The 14,446-nt window shown below is 40.1% G+C and carries 12 protein-coding genes; 7 read left to right on the top strand and 5 right to left on the bottom strand.

All coding sequences use genetic code 11. The features are described from left to right. The first annotated feature begins 143 nt into the window (after nucleotides 1-143). From LVD16_RS20265 to LVD16_RS20250, 4 genes are read left to right on the top strand one after another with little or no spacing between them, the layout of a single operon-like run. Nucleotides 144-3,347: a SusC/RagA family TonB-linked outer membrane protein gene (locus tag LVD16_RS20265; protein WP_233770116.1), complete on the top strand. Its 3,204-nt coding sequence runs from the start codon at nucleotides 144-146 to the stop codon at nucleotides 3,345-3,347. Nucleotides 3,348-3,362: 15 nt separating this feature from the next. Beyond that, nucleotides 3,363-4,817 carry a SusD/RagB family nutrient-binding outer membrane lipoprotein gene (locus LVD16_RS20260; protein WP_233770115.1) on the top strand — a complete coding sequence of 485 codons (1,455 nt, stop codon included), beginning with the start codon at nucleotides 3,363-3,365 and terminating at the stop codon, nucleotides 4,815-4,817. Between the two features lie 11 nt (nucleotides 4,818-4,828). Continuing rightward, nucleotides 4,829-5,455, top strand: a complete 627-nt coding sequence (locus LVD16_RS20255) for a DUF5011 domain-containing protein (RefSeq protein ID WP_233770114.1) — start codon at nucleotides 4,829-4,831, stop codon at nucleotides 5,453-5,455. A gap of 8 nt (nucleotides 5,456-5,463) precedes the next feature. Beyond that, the gene (locus LVD16_RS20250) at nucleotides 5,464-5,910 is read left to right on the top strand and encodes a hypothetical protein (protein WP_233770113.1); all 447 of its coding nucleotides are present in this window, start codon (nucleotides 5,464-5,466) and stop codon (nucleotides 5,908-5,910) included. Between the two features lie 37 nt (nucleotides 5,911-5,947). Here the strand turns inward: LVD16_RS20250 and LVD16_RS20245 are convergent, their stop codons facing one another. From LVD16_RS20245 to LVD16_RS20235, 3 genes are read right to left on the bottom strand one after another with little or no spacing between them, the layout of a single operon-like run. Then, nucleotides 5,948-6,499 (bottom strand): hypothetical protein, encoded by a 552-nt coding sequence (locus tag LVD16_RS20245; RefSeq protein WP_233770112.1) that lies wholly within the window; start codon nucleotides 6,497-6,499, stop codon nucleotides 5,948-5,950. Between the two features lie 2 nt (nucleotides 6,500-6,501). After that, the gene (locus LVD16_RS20240) at nucleotides 6,502-6,726 is read right to left on the bottom strand and encodes a hypothetical protein (RefSeq protein ID WP_233770111.1); all 225 of its coding nucleotides are present in this window, start codon (nucleotides 6,724-6,726) and stop codon (nucleotides 6,502-6,504) included. Nucleotides 6,727-6,771: 45 nt separating this feature from the next. Further along, nucleotides 6,772-7,770 (bottom strand): beta-ketoacyl-ACP synthase III, encoded by a 999-nt coding sequence (locus LVD16_RS20235; RefSeq protein ID WP_233770110.1) that lies wholly within the window; start codon nucleotides 7,768-7,770, stop codon nucleotides 6,772-6,774. 218 nt (nucleotides 7,771-7,988) lie between these two features. On the opposite strand from LVD16_RS20235, the gene LVD16_RS20230 reads away from it, so the two are divergent. The 3 genes from LVD16_RS20230 (at nucleotide 7,989) to LVD16_RS20220 (ending at nucleotide 11,983) form a co-directional block, all read left to right on the top strand. Beyond that, nucleotides 7,989-8,486, top strand: coding sequence for a GNAT family N-acetyltransferase (locus tag LVD16_RS20230; RefSeq protein ID WP_233770109.1), 498 nt, complete (start codon nucleotides 7,989-7,991; stop codon nucleotides 8,484-8,486). Between the two features lie 86 nt (nucleotides 8,487-8,572). Beyond that, entirely contained in the window at nucleotides 8,573-11,542 is a 2,970-nt protein-coding gene (locus LVD16_RS20225) for a PAS domain S-box protein (RefSeq protein WP_233770108.1), read from the top strand. A gap of 72 nt (nucleotides 11,543-11,614) precedes the next feature. Continuing rightward, entirely contained in the window at nucleotides 11,615-11,983 is a 369-nt protein-coding gene (locus tag LVD16_RS20220; protein WP_233770107.1) for a response regulator, read from the top strand. On the opposite strand, the gene LVD16_RS20215 is transcribed toward LVD16_RS20220, so the two are convergent. Continuing rightward, a complete protein-coding gene (locus tag LVD16_RS20215; RefSeq protein ID WP_233770106.1) occupies nucleotides 11,976-13,202 on the bottom strand; it encodes an NAD(P)/FAD-dependent oxidoreductase in 1,227 nt (408 codons plus the stop codon). The two genes, LVD16_RS20220 and LVD16_RS20215, sit on opposite strands and share 8 nt — an antisense overlap. Nucleotides 13,203-13,206: 4 nt before the next feature. Beyond that, nucleotides 13,207-14,421, bottom strand: coding sequence for a tetratricopeptide repeat protein (locus tag LVD16_RS20210; protein ID WP_233770105.1), 1,215 nt, complete (start codon nucleotides 14,419-14,421; stop codon nucleotides 13,207-13,209). Nucleotides 14,422-14,446: the final 25 nt, after the last annotated feature.

The following is a 14,446-nucleotide window of genomic DNA, read 5'->3' as shown; positions in this document are numbered from 1 at the left end:
TTTAATCCCCCAAATTCAATAATTATGGGGGATTTTTATTGAAAGCTGTTTAGTGACCTTTGAATCAAAGTGCCACTCTTTGCCATTCTCTCACAGTGGTAAGAAAAGCACTGGTTTTTCAATTATAACATAAACAGTAAAATATGAAGAAGTTTTTACTATGTAGTTTTGTTTTGATATTCGCGATAGGGGTCTCCCATTCGTGGGCTCAGGAGAAGACGGTTACCGGTAAGGTAACATCCCTGGATGAGGGTACTGCTCTGCCAGGGGTAAACGTAATTTTAAAAGGGACTACTAAAGGTACGGTAACAGATATTGATGGTAATTATTCCATTTCCGTGCCTGAATCTAATGGCGTACTTGTATTCACATTTATCGGCCTGCAGTCTCAAGAGGTAGAGGTAGGAGCTCAGTCTGTTGTAGATATTCAAATGGCTTCTGATGTACAGCAACTCAGTGAGGTAGTGGTAATTACTGCTATTGGGGTTGAAAAGGAAGGCAGAAAGCTAGGTTATTCCGCTACATCAGTTAATACTGAAGAGCTAACTCAGGCAAGAACTTCCAGCGTACTAAGTTCATTACAAGGTAAGGTGGCTGGTGCTCAAATATCCGGTAGTTCCGGTGCTCCAGGATCATCTAATAAGGTGATAATCAGAGGTTTTACATCCCTCAGTGGGGGTAATAATCCGCTCTATGTGGTAGATGGTGTACCTGTAAATAACTCGTTCACAGGTAACAGCTCACTTAGCGGAGCTTCTGACTTTGGTAATCGTATCAATGATATTAACCCTGAAGATATTGCCTCTGTAACCGTACTAAAAGGTGCTGCGGCAAGTGCGCTTTATGGTTCTCGTGCGGCGGCAGGTGTTATCATCATTACTACTAAAAACGGTAGTGGAGCAGCTAAAAGAGGAAAGAAAGCTGAAATTACAGTGGCCTCTTCAGTGGTTTTTGATAACGTACTTAAACTGCCTGATTTCCAAAACGAAAGAGGTCAGGGGTTTTATGGTTCTACCAGAGACTATCTTACAGAGAATACCAGTTGGGGCTCTAAGTTTACAGGTGAGGATCAGCCTTGGGGTAATATTGTAGATAACCAGCAAAGGGTTAAGCCGTATGCTGCCCTGGAGGATAATGTGAAAGAGTTTTTTGAAACAGGAAAGACGTTTTCTAACTCCGTGGCACTGCAAGGGGGCAATGATAAGTCCAATTACTACCTATCATACTCTAATGTAGATGCCGATGGTATTATGCCTACCGATGTGGATTCTTATTTAAGAAACACTATTGCCGTAAGAGGGGCTTCTCAACTTTCTGAGAAATTCAAGAGCTCAGCATCTGTAAACTATGCCAGAACCAAATCAAGCTTTGTACCGACAGGGCAAGGGTCCACGGTATATAATAACGTGCTTCAGACGCCTAGAGACATTCCATTGTTAGAACTTCGTGATATTGATAATAAGTTCAATAATCTTGATAACTACTATTCACCATTTACCATTAACCCATGGTATGTGTTGAAAAAGTTTGGCTCTAAAGCTACTATTGATAGGTTTTATGGTAATGTAGAGACCACATACCAAGCTACTGACTGGATATCTCTTACGGCCAGAGTAGGTACCGATGTGGCTCGAACAGAGTGGGAGCAATGGCAGCCCAAGGCTACCGTGGTAGGCGCTAACAGTAGCAGTACAAACCCTGGTAATTATAGCATTCAAACTTTATACACCAGAGAGTTTAATACTGACATTTTGCTGAACATTAACAGGGATCTTACTCCTGATTTAAATCTTGGCGTAATGCTAGGCTATAACATTAACCAAAGGCAATCTATTAATCATTTCACCCAAATTAATGATTTGGTGATTCCAGAGTTTTACAACATTACGAACACAGCTAACACACCCACAGCCACCACAACAGAAAACTTGAGGAGGTTATACGGTGCTTATGGACAGGTAGACCTCGCCTTTAAAGATTACCTATTCTTAACGGCTACAGCCAGAAATGACTGGTCATCTACCTTGCCAAAGGAAAATAGATCATTCTTTTATCCTGGTGTAAATCTTGGATTGGATGTTACCTCAGCTTTAAGCTTGGAAAGCAATGTTTTGTCATATCTGAAATTGAGAACAGCTTGGGCTAAAGTAGGTAAAGATGCTGATCCATATAGCGTAAAATCAGTGTTTGTACAATCTGATCAGACTGATGGATTTATCAATCTGAGCTCACCAATAGCGCAAAGCATAGCGGCTTATGAAGTGAGTAATGTGATAGGAAACCCCAATCTGCAGCCGGAGATTTCTACTGAAATAGAATTTGGTATAGACGCACGTTTCTTAAATAACAGAATCACATTAGATGCGACTTATTATGATAGAAAAGTAGAAGAAAACATCCTTACTGTTCCTCTCACGGCGTCTACAGGTTATACCAGCCAGGTGTTGAACATTGCTAAGTTGAGAAACAAAGGTATAGAACTCTTACTTTCTGCTATTCCTATAAAAACCAATGATTTCCAATGGGATATATCCTTTAACTGGAGTAAAAACGATTCTAAGATCGAAGATTTGGGAGGTCCTAAGCAAATAGCTGTGGGTGGTCTTTCAGGTAACTCATTGATAGCAAGAGTAGGAGGGCCGGCCTTCGAAATAGAAGGAAGTGTGCCATTGATGGATAACCAGGGAAATATTGTAGTAGATGCTTCAGGTACACCTATTGCTAATCCTGAAAAGCAGGTTATAGGTACCACACAGTATGACTGGGTAGGTGGCTTTAACAACAAGTTGAGTTACAAAGGCTTTTCACTATCCGCCACTTTTGATGTAAGACAGGGGGGTATGTTATATAGTAGAACTGCTTCTTTAGGCTACTTTGCCGGTACGGCTCCACAAACTTTGTACAATGACAGAAGACCATTTATTGTGCCTAATTCAGTAGTTCAGGCTACAGATGGTTCTGGTAATTTGGTGGTGGACGATAATGGAGATCCTGTTTACATAGAGAATACCCAGCAAATATCTCACACTGACAATTCACTTCAGAATTTCTGGTCTGGTGGTGGCTTTGACCTGGATAAATCATTCTTTGTAGATAAGTCATTTGTAAAGTTAAGAGAGCTGGTAATTGCTTATAATTTACCGCAGTCTATCCTTAATAAAACACCATTTGGAAATGTACAGGTGAGTCTGGTAGGTAGAAACCTATTGCTATGGGTGCCTGAAGAGAACCTTTTCATTGATCCGGAGCAGACCACATTCGGTACAGATATTAATTCAGAGTTCGGTGAGTTTGGAGCTACTCCTACCACTAGAAGTTACGGTGTAAATCTCAGGTTCACATTTTAATTAAAAACAATGAAGATGAAAATATTTAAAAAAGTAAGCCTGTTACTGCTGTCGTTATTGATTGTATCTACGGCTTGTGAAGATAATTATTTGGATGTAAATGACGATCCGAACAACCCTGCCACGGCTACCGTAGAGCTGGTTCTGCCGGCTGGTATGAGCTCCGTAGCTTTTACTTTGGGAGGACAATGGCAGGTGCTGGGCAGTATCTGGGCTCAGCAGTGGACGCAGTCTACAGGAGCTAACCAATATGCAAATGTAGATAACTACAATATTGACGAAAGTAGCTACAACAGACAGTATGTAGAAATGTATGCTGGGGCATTGAATGATTTTGAATTTGTGTCTAAACAGGCTGCGGCTAATGAAGATTGGAATTACTTTCTTATCGCAGAGGTGATGAAGGCTTACACCTATCAGGTGCTGGCTGACTTTTATGACAAGATCCCATATTCGGAAGCACTTCTTGGAACAGAGAACACCACCCCTAAGTTTGATAACGGCCAGGATATTTATGATAACCTGATTGTAAAGTTAGATGCGGCTTTAGCTAAAGATAGATCTTTGAGTAATGTGCGTACTGTGGGCAATGAAGATGTTGTTTTTCAGGGTGATATGGATAATTGGGTGCGTTTTGCCAATACACTAAAATTGAAAATCTACATGAGGCAGTCAGAAGCCAGAGCTAATGTAGCTCAGGCTGGTATCCAGGCATTATTTGCCAGCGGAGCCCAGTTCTTAGAGGCTGATGCTGAAATGGCTGAGTTCATAGATGTGCAAAACTATAGAAACCCATTCTTTGCTACTCAGATCAGTACTGATGGTAATGGTCGTGGTTATGTAGATATTGCTGCATCTAATACTTTGCTTCAATACCTTCAGGATAATGCAGATCCAAGGCTGGATGCTATTTATGACTCTCCAGCAGCAGGAGGTCCACAAGTAGGTTTAGACCAGGGTGATTATACCAATCCGGGTTTTGCTACTGCTAAGAACCTTTCGCAGCCTGCCGTAACGGCAACCACACCGGTGGTATTTATGAGTGCTGCAGAGAGTAAATTTTTACAAGCAGAGGCCGTGGTTAGATATGGTGTTAGTGGTGATGCTCAGGAGCTTTATGAAGAAGGAGTTGAGGCGTCTTTTGCCAAGCTAGGAGTTTCCAATGCTTCTGATTACTATGGTGCTGGTGATGTTTATGAGTTTCCAGCCACTCAAGGTGACCAGATTAAGTTCATTATCACTCAAAAATGGGTGGCATTTGCCAATTTTCAGGGCGTGGAGGCTTATTTTGAGCATCTTAGAACAGGATATCCTGATTTCTTTGTAGCCACACCTAATAACGTAACCGGAGACATCTTTCCTAAGAGATTGCCTTATCCATCCACTGAGCAGGATAACAATGGTGATAACCTCACTGCTGCCGGCGGACAAAGACAGGTAATCGAAAGAGTATGGTGGGATCCTTCATAAAACTTAAAATCATGAAACATATAAATAAAATATATATCCTATTATTTATGCTGGCATCATTTAGCATGTTCTCATGTGAAGATGAAGAAACAGATGATGTATCGTTCATAACTAACTATCCGGTGTTCGAGCTGGAGGGTGACGCAATCATATCCATCGTGGCAGGAGGTTCATATTCAGAACCAGGAGTTGTGGCCACTGAAGATGGTCAGGAGCTTGAGGTTACTGTGCTGGGAACAGTGAATGCCACTACGCCAGGTCAGTACACAGTAACTTACAGTGCTACCAATAGCGATGGCTTTGATGGTACCGCACAAAGGTTAGTAATAGTTACTTCTGAAGATGTAAGTGGAGTGGATCTATCGGGTGCCTACGTAAGAGGTACTACCACAACTACCTACACAAAACAGGCTTCTGGATACTATACCAGTAATAATCTTTGGGGTGATACTAATGGTGTAGCAGGTGCTTTCATACACACTGGTGGTGATCAAATTTTAGTTCCTATTCAGAATTCCAGATTTGGTAGATATGAAGGCTCAGGAACTATTACGGTTGATGGCCTGAGTATGAGTTTTACACTGCTAGATCCGCCTAACACAGGAGTTACTTTAAATAGAGTGCTACAGAAACAATAAAGATGGATATGAAAAAAATAACTAAGATGATATCAGTACTATCCATAGGTATATTAGCCTGGGGATGTACGGAAAATGAATATGATAAGGTAGTTCTCCCCTATACTAATGTGGTAGGAGAATATGTGGTAGATATGCACTTAAGTCAGCCATTTGTAGTAGATGATCATGTAACCATAGTTATTAGCAATACTGCAGCGGCCGAAGATTCTCTTTGGTTAGAGGATGCTAACTTTTACGAATCAAAGGTGAGAGTGAAAATGGAAGGCAATAAGTTCTTTACTACAGAAGGAGATGATCTCCTTCATGGTGAGGTAGTGAATATAGAAGGTGAAGTCTTTCCTGAAAAGGATAGTATTCATGTAGAATGGAGGTACCTTCAAATGTCTGGTGATCCGGGAGATGATTATGTTGTGGAAGCCAACGGAGTTATTTACAACGGCATTACAAACTAAAATAAAAGGTGGTTGTGTTAAGCAACCACCTTTTTCTTTAACTCATTATTTGATTTAAAAACTGGATACTTCCTCTTTTTAAATCATCTACCTTTTTCAAAGGAATCTTTTGACTGATCTTTAGAAAATCTGCGTCACTAAGATGCTTTTGTAGATTAACTTCTTTCACTAATGTGGCCGACTGCAAGCTGTGGTCCCACAAATCTCCCTGAGTTTGTAGGTAAAGCTCATAATCTGATCTCACCGTATTGGGTTTGATATATTTTGAATGATTTGTGCTTATTTGAAAGGTATTGGTAAAGAAGTTTCCCCACCAAAAAATAGTTCTGTATGCGAAAATATCATCCTTTTTGAGTAGTCTGGGATAGTCCAGAATGACATAGGGCAGGCCTCTGTAATTTTCTCCCTTAGATATTTTTCCAGATTTGGATAAAGTGCCAGAAGGAAAACTAAAGTCCTGGTTATTAACCAATTGCTTGAGTTCTCCTTCCAGCTCTGAAAATAATGTGATTACCTTATCTGTGATTACCCTTTTGGTAATTAGGAAATCCTGGTCTGATAAATAGTTAAATTCTTTGTCAGAAAACAATATTAAAATTTATCAGGAGTCTGAATTACTTTCACTACAATCTCATGGGGATCACCATCGGCATCCTGAAGCTTAAATCTTACAATAGGATTATCTGTCTGAATACGATTTTCAATATCTATAATTCTGTTACCAGGTAAATTACTTTCTAATTGATCTTTAATGTTTTCTAGTGCTTTGGCGAACTCCACCTCTAATTCACTTGGGTTATAAACTGTAGTTTTCATATGTAGTATATGAGCTGAATAATCAGCTCGGATTTTTGTTAAATATTACCAACGTATTAATGCGGAAGCCCATGTAAATCCACTTCCAAATGCTGCCAGACAAATAAGGTCTCCTTCTTTGATTTTACCTTCTGCCCAAGCTTCACTCATAGCAATAGGTATAGAGCCTGCAGTAGTGTTACCATACCTCATGATGTTATTATACACCTTTTGCTCAGGTAATCCAAGTTTTTCCTGAATATAGTTGCTTATGCGCAGGTTAGCCTGATGAGGTACTAATAAATCAATATCTTCTTTAGTTAATTGATTGGCCTCCAGGGCCTCCATAATTACTTCATGAAATTTTACTACGGCATGTTTAAAAACCATATTACCGTTCATGTGTACCTTGAAAGAAGCAGTGTCTAATATTTGTTCAGGCTGTCTTTCCTCATGAGGTCTGCTGCTGCCCGGATCTTTAATGTACAGTTCCTCGGCATAATTACCATCAGAATGTAAATGTGTAGATAATATGCCAGGCTGATCAGACGGGCGAACTAATGCTGCGCCAGCGCCATCTCCAAATATTACAGCCGTTCCTCGTCCTCGGGTAGTGAGGTCAAGCGCGGTAGATTGGATTTCTGCACCTACCACCAGCACATTTTTGTACATGCCTGTTTTAATAAACTGGTCTGCCACAGAAAGGGCATATATAAAGCCAGAACAAGCATTTCTTATATCAAGAGCCGGAATTGATCCCAGGCCTAATTCTCTTTGTAACAATACTCCTGAACCAGGAAAGAAATAATCGGGAGTGATAGTAGCAAAAACTATGAAATCAATATCTGAAGCTTCTGCATTAGCTCTTTCCAAGGCCATTTTTGCAGCCTTTGCAGCCATATTCGCCACTGTGTCCTTGTCAGGGTCTGCAAAACGCCTTTCTTTGATGCCTGTCCTTTCAATAATCCACTCATCATTAGTGTCCATAAGTTTGGAAAGATCTTCGTTAGTAACTACTCTTTCCGGGACATAATGGCCAAGCCCCACAATTTTTGAATGTTGCATTTTTCTCTCGTTATTGAACAAATATAACAAAATTAACTAATGTTAGTTAGCTAAATCCTTGCCTCATATTCTAACTCCGAAATCGATAGCAATTTAAGCGGATATGTGGAGATTTTCGGATTAAATATCCTTTTAGAAATGATATGGTTAATAATGTTTCTGGTAGTGCAAATGGTAAGGTGAGTTTCATTATCATTGTATCTTTTTGAAGGCTAAAGATGAGCAAGGTAAGAGAAGCAAGAGTAGGAGATTCAGGGGCGATTTTAGAAATTTTAAATTACGAGATCCTTCATTCAAAAAGTATTTACGATTACGACGTTAAAAGCCAGCATTTCATTGAGCTATGGTTTGAGCAAAAGAGGCAGAAGCGCATACCAATATTAGTGATTGAAGACGAAGGTAAGGTTATAGGATACGGAACCTATGATCGATTCAGACCCAAGGAAGGGTATAAGTTTACTGTAGAGCATTCTATTTATATTCAGTTAGACTACCGAGGTAAAGGGTACGGTAAAATATTACTTCAGAAGCTTATAGATATTGCCAGAGAGCAGGGCTACAGGTCTATGATAGCAGGTATTGATGCTTCAAACCTTGATAGCTGCCGGTTTCATGAGAAATTTGGCTTTCAGGAAGTGGGGCGTATGAAGGATGTAGGCTTTAAATTTGATGAATGGCTTGAGCTGGTATTTATGCAGCTTATTCTAACAACTTAAGTAATAATTTAACGTTTCTCTAAACATAGGATTAAGCGGTAATAATTAGGATATACCGTAATTCTTTTGGTTATTGACTTTGATCCATGGAAAATACTAACGCTTACGTACAGGACCATAAGTTATCTGATGTACTTATGAATGCGCCCACCTATGATGCGGTTCTGGTAGGTGATAGTTATGTTCTGGAGTTTGCGAATTATTCGTTCAGAAAGCTATTAAAGAGCGGGGAAGAGCTTATAGCAAAGCCTTTCGAGAGCATTACATTTCAATGGCCATTAGATATAGTTTCCGTATTAAAAAAAGTAGCCTTTTATGATGAGGCTATAGAAGAGGAAATTGTATTTAATTCCAAAATAAAGGGAAAGGCCCTTTGTATTAAATTCATTTTTCATCCTTATAAAAATGATTTAGGTAAAACCATTGGAGTAGTTATGCATGGGGTGGATTTCACCGATGAACATCATAAGCGTAAGGAACTGGAAGCCAATGCCCAACGATTAGATCATCTCCTTACCAACCTACCAGGAGGCGTTTATCGATTTAATGTAAATGATCCATGGAACTTTGTCTTCATGAGTATAGGCGTGGCTGAAATAAGTGGTTACGACCTGGATGAACTTGAGGCAGATTTTGTATGGAAAAACATCATCCATCCAGATGATCAAATGGCCTTGAATGATGCGCTCGAGGAGATCAGTAGTGGTCAATCATCTAACTACACTTTAAATTATCGAATAAAGACCAAGGAGGGAAACTATACCTGGCTTTCAGATAGAGGACAAAGCATTTCCGATAAAAAAGGGAATACTTTTATAGAGGGGTTCATTGCAGATATTACTGATAGAAAGCTCAGTGAAGAAATTGAGAAGAAAAATCAGTTTCTATTCCAAACTTATGCCGAAGCTATGCCTCAAATGGCTTTTGTGGCCGATGCTGTAGGGGATATCATATACTATAATCAGCGCTGGTATGACTATGTGAAGAATACAGAGAATACTGAAGGCTGGGGCTGGAAAGATAAGCCGATTCATCACCCTGATGATTTGGAAAGAACTGTAGAAACCTGGCAGCGAGCACTAAGCAGTGGCGAAAGCTATGAGATAGAATACAGGCTGAGAAGATATGATGGTGCTTACCGATGGCACCTGGGCCGTGCGGAGCCTGTAAGAAATGAGGAAGGCAAGATTGAGATGTGGTTGGGAACCAATACTGATATCCATAATCAAAAATTGATTGAAGAAGAACTCAGGGTTATCAACCATCGGTTTGATCTCATATCTAAAGCTACTAAAGATGTAATTTGGGATTGGGACCTACAAAACGATAGGCTTTGGTGGAATGATGCCATGACCGATGTTTTTGGTTATGAATATAATGATACCATTAGTGAATTAAGCTGGTGGGAACAGCGAGTTCATCCGGATGACTTTCCTAGAATTTCTTTCACTTTCAAAGAATTATTAGAAGCAAAAGCCACTTCTTGGATGATGGAGTATAGATTCAAAAGATCTGATGGTAGCTATGCAGAAATTTTGGATCGTGCCTATATTCAGTATAATTCGGAAGGGAGAGCCTTGAGGATAATAGGTTCTATGATTGATATTACGAGTAGTAAAGAGATCGAAAAAGCCCTTAGAGATAGTGAAGAACACTTTAGAACCTTAGCCGATAATATATCTCAGCTGGCTTGGATAACAGATGAATCAGGTGACATTACCTGGTATAACCGTAGATGGTATGATTACACAGGTACAACCCTGGAGCAGGTAAAAGGTTGGGGATGGAAAAGGTGCCACCATCCTGAACATGTGGATAGAGTGGCCAATAAAATCAGTGAATCTTTTGCCAAAGGCGTGGTTTGGGAAGACACTTTCCCTCTTAAAGGAAGAGATGGTAGTTACCGGTGGTTTCTATCCAGAGCAGTGCCGATAAGGGATGAGGAAGGGAAGGTAAAACATTGGTTTGGTACCAATACAGATATCACTGATCTGAGAGATGCAGAAGAAGCCCTTAGGAAAAGTGAGGAGTACAACCGGTTGTTATTAGAAAGTAGTCCTGATTGTATAAAGGCTTTGGATTTCGATGGAACTTTGCAAAGCATTAATAAGCAAGGGCTTAAAATGCTGGAGTTAGACAGTTTCGATATCATAAAAGGTAAAAACTGGATTCACTTCTGGGATGGAGAGGACAGGAAGAAGGTTCAAGAAGCAGTGGATGGCGCTATAAAAGGAAATATTAGCCATTTTCAAGGCTTTAAAGCCACTGTAAAAGGAACACCAAAATGGTGGGATATCCTCATTGCTCCAGTTTATGATGGAAAGGGTAAAGTGGAAGCTTTAACGGCTGTATCCAGAGATATTACCAAATTAAAGCAGCTGGAACAGCAAAAAGATGAGTTCATAAGCGTAGCATCTCATGAACTGAAAACTCCGGTGACCAGCATTAAGGGATCCATAGAAATCATAGAAACATTGCTTGAAGATAAAGCCTACGATATGATAGGTAGGTTTGTTGGTAAGGCTTCTACTCATGTTGATAAGCTTTTGGGCTTAATTAATGATCTGCTAGATGTCTCTCGAATACAATCAGGTAAGTTAGAATATCATTTTTCTGAATTTACAGTGGCAGAAATTGTAGAAGATTGTGTGGAACAGATGATTCACCAAAGCAAGGGCCATCAAGTAATTATTAAGGGAGATTTTAATCAGGTAATTATAGGTGATAAGGTAAGGCTTGAGCAGGTAGTTTGTAATTTGCTGACTAACGCCATTAAATATTCACCTAATAAAAAAGAGGTGATTGTAGAAGCTAAAGATTTGGCTGATGCCGTGGAGATTTCAGTCATTGATCATGGCATAGGCATACCTGCAGAGCAAATGGAGCATATATTCGATCGTTTCTTCAGAGTAGAACAAGCATATCACGATTTCCAGGGTGTGGGTCTTGGATTATACATTAGTTCTGAGATTATAGCCAGACACCAAAGTCAGCTTCAGGTAGAAAGTAAAGAAGGAGAAGGGTCTAGATTCTACTTTAAATTAGCCAAAGCGTAAATTCTCAACTTAAATTATAACTTATTCAGCGTAGCTTTGTTAGCCTGAATATAAAACCATACATTTATATTTATGGCTACGAAAATTTTGGTCTACGATGACGATGATGACATCCTTGAGATATGTAAATATATCCTGGAGAGAAACGGGTATGAGGTGCATACACGTCAGTCATGCGGGGAGGTAATAGCTGATCTAACAGTGGTGAGACCTGATGCAGTTATTATGGATAACTGGATTCCTACAATAGGTGGAGTAAAGGCCACGCAGCTGATAAAAAAGGATGCTGAATTTTCTAAAACGCCCGTATTGCTTTTCACCGCCAGCAAAGATGCGAGGGCATTAGCAGAAGAAGGCGGTGCAGATGCATTTATAGAAAAGCCTTTCAGCTTAAAGGACATGGAGGAGTCTGTTCAGTCCCTGTTATCTTCCGCTACCTAAACAGTAATTTGAAATAAAACACTGGATTTGAAAGGTGTTTTTTTACGCTTACATTGGCCAAAGAGTCTACCAGAAAATTATGTACATGAGGACTTTTTCTGGCCTTGTTTACTACAAAATTAAATACCCTGGGATATTTACACAACCGTTGTAAAGTATGACTTATTTGTAGCTCATTCCAGATTTTCCCAAACAAATAATTATCGTATTGCACGTTAAATTCCTTTGAGAAGTCATTAGTCTTGAGGCATAGGAGAGCGTGATCCGCTGCAAAACGCCCGCTTCTTAAAGCATTCCCAATGCCTTCACCACTGAAGGGATCTATCAGGCCGGCGGCATCACCAGTCAGTAGGTAATTATCTCCAGAAACTGATCGTTTTTTGGAGCCTAGAGGCAGCCCAAAACCTTTAATACTTTCCAAAGGTTTTGAAGTTGAAAAGCGCTCCTTTAATGAAGGGTGGTTGCTCAGGAGCTCCTTTAGTACCTCCTTAAGGTTAATCTTTTTAGATGAGATTACGGATGAGAGCATACCCAAACCTACGTTGGCTTTTCCATTAGGTAATGGAAATATCCATAAATAGCCGGGTAGAATATTCTTAAAGAAATGTAGTTCAATTTTATTGTCAGAGGTAAAGCCCTCAATCTGCTCGTAGTAAACTCTTAATCCACCACTATGGTGCTTCTTGTCCAGGCGTTGTTCCGCCAACTGTTTGGCTACGACACTTTGTGCTCCATCCGCACCTATTATCAGTGGCGCAGAGAAAGTTTGACCCTCTGTAATCACAGAGACCACATCTTTAGTCCTAATAATTGAACTAACCTTCTGACCTTCAAAAACTTCCACCGACGAGTAAGATTTCATATGCTTGAAAAGCAGGTGGTCAAAGCTAAGCCGTGGACATATATAGCCGCATTTTTCCTCTCCCTGATAAAGAAACGGTATCTCTACCTCTTTTTGATTTGGAGCTACAATCTTTACTCCGTAAGATGCCGTTTTGTCGCTGAGTGATTGGAAATCTTGTGCCAGCTCGGGGGAGAGTTTTTCTAGCTGATTGATAACGTCTACACTTAATGCATCTCCACAGGTTTTATCTCTGGGAAAAACGGCCTTATCAATTACCGCCACCTTTGCATTGGCTTTCCCAAGTTCAATGGCCGCTGCTGTGCCTGCAGGTCCGGCACCAATTATAATGACATCAAAGTGGTTGTTTTGGTTCAATGGATTAAAAGCATTTTTTAAACACTTTCTCTTCTATGGCTGACTGCTTCATGCCAAGAGAGAGTGCCTTTTGAATATCTTCACAAGCATCTTTCTTTTTGCCTAGTTGGTGTAAGGTAAGTGCCCTGAAATAATACCCCAGATAGTAGTTTTTCAAACCCTTCAATCCATAATCTAGATCTTCCAAAGCCTTCTTTGGTTCGCCTTTAAGGTAATAGCTGTAGCCACGATTAATGTAGGTATAACTTTCTTCTGGATTGAATTTCAAGGCCTGATCGAAGCTCATAATGGCAGAGTCATAATTGGCCATCTGAAAGTAGCTAAGCCCCTGATTTCTCCAGGCATCGGCATTGTTAGGGTTTAAAGAGAGTACTTTTTGCCAGTCCTGTACAGCGCTGGACCAATTTCTCAACTCACTCTTTAGAACAGCACGTCTGAAATACACCTCTTCGTTGGTACTGTCAAGGGCGATGAAGTGGTCATAACTTTCTACGGCTTTTTCAAATTTCTCATTCTTGGTAAGCAGACGACCTTGATACAAATAAGGCCACTTTAAATCAGGATCACGCTCAATGGCCTTGTCATAATATATGAATGCACTGTCTGGCATTTGGAGTTTATTGTACACATTGGCCAGGTTAAAGTAGCCTCTGGCATGGTCTGGTTCTTTATTGATTACCTGTTGTAAAATTCCGATAGCATCTCTGCTGAAGCCAATTTCAAGGTATACCAGGGCCAGGTCAATGGAGGCCTCCGTACTGTTCACCAGCTCCAGAGAAGCCTTATATTCCTTGATGGCATCCTGTGTTCTCATCTGTTTCAGGCGGATATTACCTTTTAGGTGATGAATGCTGGCTCTATCGTCAATATAATGTGCAATCTTATCCTTCTCTATGGCTATGGCTGCCGAGTCGGTTAATGTTTTTAAAGCCTCGTCTGCCTGCGCTTGATAATTGTCTGTTACATCAAGGGCAATATTACAATACTGAACCGCCGGCCCATATTCATTTTTAATCAGATAGATTTCAGCTAGCCTTTTGGCAGCAGTAAAACTTTGAGGATACACCCTCAGAATATCATGAAACTGCTTGAGAGCCTGAGTGGTATCTCCTTTTTCCCAAGAAGACTCTGCTATCAGCAGTAGATCAGTTTTGGTTTGGGAGTGGGCCTTTACATGAGCAAAAGCCAGAAAAGTAAGAAGTAAAATGTATTTAGACATAAAATAGCTTTCAACAATAAAGCTA

The sequence above is a fragment of the Fulvivirga ligni genome (assembly GCF_021389935.1).
Taxonomy (GTDB): Bacteria; Bacteroidota; Bacteroidia; order Cytophagales; family Cyclobacteriaceae; genus Fulvivirga; species Fulvivirga ligni.
Note: the sequence above shows the minus strand (reverse complement) of the source record. Positions and strands in the feature narration are given on the sequence as shown.